The organism is Hymenobacter sp. BT559 (assembly GCF_017571525.1).
GTDB classification, from domain to species: Bacteria; Bacteroidota; Bacteroidia; order Cytophagales; family Hymenobacteraceae; genus Hymenobacter; species Hymenobacter ginsengisoli.
In genome coordinates this window covers 459,540-465,864 of record NZ_JAGETY010000002.1, presented here as the reverse complement: position 1 = coordinate 465,864, position 6,325 = coordinate 459,540, and the positions used below count along the sequence as shown (strand labels likewise).

At 64.3% G+C, this 6,325-nt stretch carries 8 protein-coding genes; 5 read left to right on the top strand and 3 right to left on the bottom strand.

The genetic code is table 11. The features are described 5' to 3' along the window. Window positions 1-71: 71 nt before the first annotated feature. A complete protein-coding gene (locus J4D99_RS04585) occupies window positions 72-485 on the bottom strand; it encodes a VOC family protein (RefSeq protein ID WP_208130529.1) in 414 nt (137 codons plus the stop codon). Window positions 486-573: 88 nt separating this feature from the next. Next, complete coding sequence (locus J4D99_RS04580; RefSeq protein WP_208130528.1) at window positions 574-1,269, bottom strand: helix-turn-helix transcriptional regulator; 696 nt, start codon at window positions 1,267-1,269, stop codon at window positions 574-576. Window positions 1,270-1,320: 51 nt separating this feature from the next. Between J4D99_RS04580 and J4D99_RS04575 the strand changes: the two genes are divergently transcribed. The 4 genes from J4D99_RS04575 to J4D99_RS04560 all read left to right on the top strand — a co-directional run bounded on the left by J4D99_RS04575 (window position 1,321) and on the right by J4D99_RS04560 (window position 3,676). After that, entirely contained in the window at window positions 1,321-1,587 is a 267-nt protein-coding gene (locus J4D99_RS04575; protein ID WP_208130527.1) for a hypothetical protein, read from the top strand. Between the two features lie 53 nt (window positions 1,588-1,640). Then, window positions 1,641-2,057: a tellurite resistance TerB family protein gene (locus tag J4D99_RS04570; RefSeq protein WP_208130526.1), complete on the top strand. Its 417-nt coding sequence runs from the start codon at window positions 1,641-1,643 to the stop codon at window positions 2,055-2,057. Window positions 2,058-2,485: 428 nt separating this feature from the next. Beyond that, window positions 2,486-3,085, top strand: a complete 600-nt coding sequence (locus J4D99_RS04565) for a carboxymuconolactone decarboxylase family protein (protein WP_208130525.1) — start codon at window positions 2,486-2,488, stop codon at window positions 3,083-3,085. Between the two features lie 18 nt (window positions 3,086-3,103). Continuing rightward, window positions 3,104-3,676: a GNAT family N-acetyltransferase gene (locus J4D99_RS04560; protein ID WP_208130524.1), complete on the top strand. Its 573-nt coding sequence runs from the start codon at window positions 3,104-3,106 to the stop codon at window positions 3,674-3,676. 79 nt (window positions 3,677-3,755) lie between these two features. Here J4D99_RS04560 and J4D99_RS04555 read toward each other — a convergent pair whose 3' ends face one another. Then, window positions 3,756-4,445, bottom strand: a complete 690-nt coding sequence (locus J4D99_RS04555; protein ID WP_208130523.1) for a haloacid dehalogenase type II — start codon at window positions 4,443-4,445, stop codon at window positions 3,756-3,758. A gap of 362 nt (window positions 4,446-4,807) precedes the next feature. Between J4D99_RS04555 and J4D99_RS04550 the strand changes: the two genes are divergently transcribed. Further along, the gene (locus tag J4D99_RS04550) at window positions 4,808-6,250 is read left to right on the top strand and encodes an amidohydrolase family protein (RefSeq protein WP_208130522.1); all 1,443 of its coding nucleotides are present in this window, start codon (window positions 4,808-4,810) and stop codon (window positions 6,248-6,250) included. Window positions 6,251-6,325 lie beyond the last annotated feature (75 nt).

The window sequence follows — 6,325 nt, the reverse complement described above, 5'->3', positions numbered from 1 at the left end:
CGCCACGCCCCTAGGGTGTCGTGATAGAGAAGCTTCGACAAGCGCAGCCTGATGGGCTTTGCTAAGGACTTTTAAGCCGTCTGCTGGCGGCTAAACCGCTGCTGCGCGGCCGGCGTCACGGGCATAAAGAAGTTGACCAGGTTGCCATCGGGGTCGCGGAAGAGCAGCGAGCGGTTGCCCCAGGGCATGGTAGTGGGCACCTGCACCACGTCGGGGCCTGGCAGGCCGGCAATGCGCTCATAAGCAGCGTCTACGTCGGCTACGTAAAACTCGATAATGACCGAGCGATTGGCAGCGGCAGCCATGTGCGCGCCTCCAAATAGCTCGGCAGTGCGCAGGCTGCCGATGGCCAGCGTAGCGGCCGGGGTAGGCAGCTCGGCAAAATCGGGGGTGTAGTGCGTGGCGGGCAGGCCGGTAGCCTGCTCGTAGAACTGAACGAGGCGCGGGAGGTCGGTGGTGAGGATACGGATGGAGGCGAGTTGCATGGGGCGTGAGAAATAAGTGAGAGATGCCGCAAAGAGCGGCACACCCACTGACAGCCCTATGGCAGTCTCTCCTGAACCCACAAAAAATTTACAGCAGTTGAGGCAGGTTCAGGGTGGCGAGGTAGTCGGCCAGCGTGAGCTGCGGCTGGTGGGCGACGGGCAGGCTAGCGGCCGTGAGGTGCTGCACCCGCGACACCCGGAAATCGCGGTATGCCTGCCGCAGCTGGCACCAGCCGATGAAGTGCCAGGTGAAGTTGTAAAACACCAGCCCGATGGGCTCGACCCGGCGGCGGGTGCTGCCGCCGTTCTTGTCCTGGTAGTCCACTTCCAGCACCTGGCCGTTGGCAATGGCCGCCTGAATAGTAGCGAGGTAGGCCGTGTGGCTTTCCACATATTCCGGCACGTGCAGCCTGATGCGGCTGGCTAGCTGGGCTAGCCGGTCCTGGTCGGGCGGGCGCAGCACGGCGCGCACCTTCTGCAGCGCAGCGGTTACGTGCGGCTGAATGGAGCCATCGGCTAGGGTGGCGCCCAGGGTTTCGAGCAGCAGCAAGGCATTGGCTTCGTCGGGGGTGAAGCTGACCGGGGGCAAAAAGTAGCCCTGCACCAGAAAGTAGCCCCGCCCCACCTCGAAGCTGACCGGAATACCCTGCTCGCCCAGGGTCCGTATGTCGCGGTACACCGTGCGCACGCTGATGCCAAACTGCTCGGCCAGCTGCTCCGCCGAGGTGTAGCGGCGGGCTTGCAGCAGGGTAGTCATGCCAAACAGGCGGTCGATGCGGTTCATAAGGAAAAGGAAGCCCGGAAAGCGAACGCTCAAAAGTAATTTATCGGCCCGGTGGCCCCGCCCACAACCCAGCGCCGAACCCCCTCAGCCGCCACCGTGGCGGCCTACAACGCCGTGCCCGTGCTGGTGATTGGACCACTCGTGGGGTACTGCTATCGCTACGTAGAGCGACTGGGGCTGTGGGCGTTCGTAGCGGCGGGCCTACCCGCTTATGCTTGGCCGGCCGTGTGGCTGCGGCGCTTGCAGCTGAGCGGCCGGGCCGCGGTGTATCGCCGGCTAAGCTCGGGCGTAAGTAGCAGAACGGTAACCTTCCGGTAAAGGCATCGTTCAGCCGTCTACCCACCGGCTGCGCCCTGCGGCTATCTACGACCATGCAACATACCCATTCCCTCGACGAGGTTCTCAATACCACGCAGAAGAAACTGGCGTTTTTTCAAAATATTATCCTGCTGGCCGCCGCCGATGGCCGGCTCAGCCAGGAAGAAGGCGATTTTCTGCTTCAGCTCGGCAATAAGCTCGGCCTGAAGCCGGAACAGGTAATGCCCATCGCCGACAACCTCAGCATCCTGAGCTTTGTGGTGCCGGCCGAGGGCCTGCAACGCACGCTGGAGCTGCAAACCCTGGTGCAGATGATGCTGCAAGATGGCCAGATTGACCCCCGTGAATACGGCCTGTGCCTGGAATATGCCAACCGCATCGGCTACGGCAAAGCCATTCTCGACGACATGGTAAGCCAGCTGGCGGGCGGCCCGCCCAATCCGTACAACAACCCACCCACGGTAAGCTAGCGGGCCTTATCACGGCACAGTGAGGCTTAAATAATACAAACGAGTTCGCCGCCCCGATTCTGTGTGGGCGGCGAACTCGTTTTTCTTTTCCGACTCGGTAGGTAAGTGTCGATGCCACGCGCGCAACTATCACCCTGGCGAGCATTTTGGGGCACCCTATTGAATTAACGCTAGGGTTGAGGCCGACGCTGCGAGTAGGGTCGGGCACGAATTCCTTGGCCAGCTCACGCCACAGCGAGTCGCGCAGGTAAGACATATAGCGCGCCCCAGGCGGCGTGGTTATAGCCCAGATTAGCCAGCGCACTGGGCTAGCGGTGGCCGTGGTAGCAGCCGGCGCTTTGCCGCGCTACGCGCTGTTGGCCGCCGCAGGCAGCCGGCACGTATGCTAGCCCAGTGCGCTGTAAGCGCACGTATTCCGACCCCATTTTATGGCAACTTTTGAAGACAACCTCGGCGGCCGGCTAGCCCTGCTCAGTCGCGATAAACTCAACTCCGACCAGAAAAAACTCTACGACCAGCTCCAGGATACCATGGTGCCCTGGGCCAAGAAGTCGGGCTTTCAGGCCGATACGTTCGACGACCGGCTCATCGGTCCCTTCAATGCCATGCTGCGCAGCCCGGCTATCAGCAAGGCCCTGATGGGCGTGACGGCCGCCGAAGGCAAGGAAACTTCCCTGAGCGAGAAAGTGCGGCAGGTGGTGATTTTGACCGTGGGCGCGGCCTGGCAGGCCGCCTACGAGCTCTACGCCCACGTGGCAGTCGGCAAAAAAGCGGGCTTCGACGAGGCTACTTTGCAGGCACTAGTGGCCGGGCAGAAGCCCACTGGCCTCAACCAGGAAGAACGCGTGGCCTACGACTTCACGCACCGCCTCGTCACTACGCACCAAATTGAGGCCGAGCTATACGAGCAGGCCATCGTGACTTTTGGCGAAAAGGGCGTGGTGGACATGATTTACCTGGCGGGCCAGTACATGACTGTCAGCGGCTTGCTCAACACCTTTGCCGTGCCCGCGCCGCCGGCCCAATAAGTTGCGTATAGACTCGCTATGATTCCGCTCATCACCCAAACGCCCCGGCTCCAGATACTGGCCGCCAGCCGGGCCCTGCTCACGGCCGAGCTGCACAAGCCCCAGTATTTCCCCACCCTGCTAGGGGCCGCTTTGCCCACCGACTGGCCACCCGGCGACTACGACCGCGCGGCGATGGAATATTTTCTGGAAAAGCTTACGGCTGGCGGCCGCGACGCAGCCGGCTGGTACAACTGGTATGCCCTGCGCAAAGCTGAGGGCGACATCCCGCGCACGCTGGTGGGCACCGGAGGATTTATGGGCCCGCCCGATGCGGCGGGCTGCGTTGAAATGGGCTACTCCATCGCGGCCGACTGGCGCGGCCAGGGCCTGGGCACCGAGCTGGTGGCCGGGCTGGTGCAGCAGGCCGCCGCCACTGGCCAGGTGCGCCGGCTGGTGGCCCACACCGAGCCCGAAAACCTGACTTCGCAGCGTGTGCTGCTTGCCAATGGCTTCACGTCGGTGGGTACCGATGTGAACAGCCGCCTGCGCTTCGAGCGCGCCGTGGAGCCCGCCGCCGACCCGAAGCTGCAAGCTCTTACTGGCCGCTAGGCCCCTGCGCCCGCTTCCTGCATCAAAAAGCCTAGTCAATAATCTGGCTGGGCTTTTTGATGCAGGAAGCGGGCGGTAGCTAGGCCCCGAGCTGCGTGGCCAGCTCAAGTAGGGTGGGCGCCTGGGACGTAGGTGGCGGGGCGAGCGGGTAGAGCGTCTGGCCCGGCCGGGCGATGAAGCCAGCCAGCAGGCCCGCGTGCAGCGCGCCGGCCACGTCCCAGCCGTGGGCGGCTACCAGCAGCGCCTCGGCCGGCAGCACGCCCGCCTGCTTGGCGGCGTAGTGGTAGGTATCGGGGTGGGGCTTGTAGCGCTGCACGGCATCCACGCTCAGCGCCTGCTCGAAGTACTCGGTGAGGCCGGCGTGGGCCAGCTGGGCGGCCAGCGTGGTGGGCGGCGAGTTGGTGAGGGCCAGCAGGCGATAGCCGGCGGCGCGCAGCCGTTCGAGGCCGGCGGGCACGTCGGGGTGGGCCGGCAGCTGGGTAAGCAGCGCGGTAAGGTCGTGCTTTTCGGCGTGCGTGAGGGGGGGCTTTTCCAGCATGTTGGCCGTCATGTCGAGGGCTGCGTCGGCCAGGGTGCCGAAGTTGAAATACTCGTCGGTGACGGTGGCCACCAACGAGTGCTGCAAGACCAGGCCAAACCATTGATTGAACGCCGCCGGGCTCTTAAACGCGGCATTGACAGCCACTTTCAGCGGACTCATGTCCAGCAGGGTTTCATTTACATCGAAGAAAATAGCCTTGGGGCGAGCGAAGGGCAGGGAAGCAGACATAGGGCTGGTGGGAATAGACTACGTAAGCCTACGACAAGGCTAGCGGTTGGTTCGAGCCGGCAGCGCCCGGCCCGGTCCCAGAAAAGAGGGCCGCGCGGTATCTTGCTTAGCAGGTCGCCGCCGCGTCATGGTGCTTTTTCGCCGGCATCTTGCCATTCCCTGCCGCCACACCATCGGGGCCCGCACCTGCCAGTTTGCCGACTCGTAGGCGCTTTTGGCTAGGGCCTCGCCCCGGCGATGAGTTGGCCGCCGGGGCCACCACCTTTTTTCTGCTCAGCGAGGCGCGGCGGTGCCGGGCGCCGGGCTGCCCGAGCAAAGGGCGCCCGTGCCAGAACTGCAACGGCGGCTTTACCTTGCGCGGCATGAGATTTTACCGCTTCCTGCTCGGCCTGCCCGTGGCCGCGCTGCTGGCTGCCGTGGCGCGCCACCCGGCCGCCCCCGTCGCTACCTACGACCTCGTAATCAGCCACGTAAATGTGGTGGATGTAGTGAGCGGCCGGCTGCGGCCCGACCAGTCGGTGGCCGTGTCGGGCGGCAAAATAGTGTGGGTGGGCCCCGAAACACAGGCCCACTACCAAGCCCGCCAGAAGGTCGATGGCACCGGCCGCTTCCTGATGCCCGGCCTCTGGGATATGCACGTGCACTTTCGGGGCGGCGACAGCCTGGCGGCAGCCAATAAAAAGAGCCTCACGCTGTACCTGGCCCACGGCATCACGACGGTGCGCGACGCGGGCGGCGACCTCACGCCCTTCATTTACCAGTGGCGCCGCGAGGAAGACGCGGGCACCCTGGCCGGGCCGCGCATCTTCACCTCGGGCCCCAAGATTGACGGCCCCGGCGCTACCTGGCCCGGCTCGCTCGAAGTCGTAACGCCCGCCGACGTGAGCCACGCGCTCGACTCGCTGCAAAAGCTGCGGGTGGACTTCGTGAAGATTTACGACAGCAAAATCTCGGGCGAGGCCTACCTCGAAACCATCTCGCAAGCCGAGAAGCGCGGCCTGAAAACCACCGGCCACATGCCGTATTCGGTCACGCTGGGCGAGGCCGTAAACCGGGGCCTCGATGGCACCGAGCACCTCTACTACGTCTTTAAAGCCTGCTCCGGCAAGGAGGACAGCCTCACGGCGCTGGTGCGCAACAGCCTGAGCACGAGCAAGCCGCTTGGGCTGTTTGCCATGCTACCAGCCGTGTACGACACCTACAGTCCGGCGGCGGCCCAGCGTATTTTCAAGCTCATGGCCAGCCACCACACCTCGGCTACACCCACGCTGGCCATCGGCAAGACCCTGGCCGAGCTAAGCGAAAACGACCACGCCCACGACTCGCTGCGCGCCTACATCGACCCCAAAATCCAGCGCACCTACGCCAAGCGGCTGGCCGGCGCCAAGCAGCAGTCGGCCGCCAGCCGCGCGTTCACGCAAAAGCTTGAAGCCAAGTTTATGGCCCTGGTGCCGCAAATGCAGGTGGCGGGCGTGCCCATGCTGGCCGGCTCGGATAGCGGGCCGTTCAACTCGTTTACCTACCCAGGCGCCTCGCTGCACGAGGAGCTGGTACTGCTGGTGAAAGCCGGCCTCACGCCCGCCCAGGCCCTGCGGGCGGCCACCATCAACGGGGCCCGCTGGCTCGGGGCCGATGGCCGCAGCGGCACCATTGCCGAGGGCAAAGACGCCGACCTGCTATTGCTGACTGCTAACCCGCTGGCCAACATCGCCAACGTGCGCAACATTGCGGCCGTGGTTTCGCGCGGCAAGGTGTACTCGCGCGCTGAGCTCCATAAGATGCTGCTAGCTATCCGCAACCCCTAGGCGGCAGCCGGTTTTTGCCAAAAAAGCGGCCGGCAACATTGTTGCCGGCCGCTTTTTTGGTAGCCGCTCGAAAAA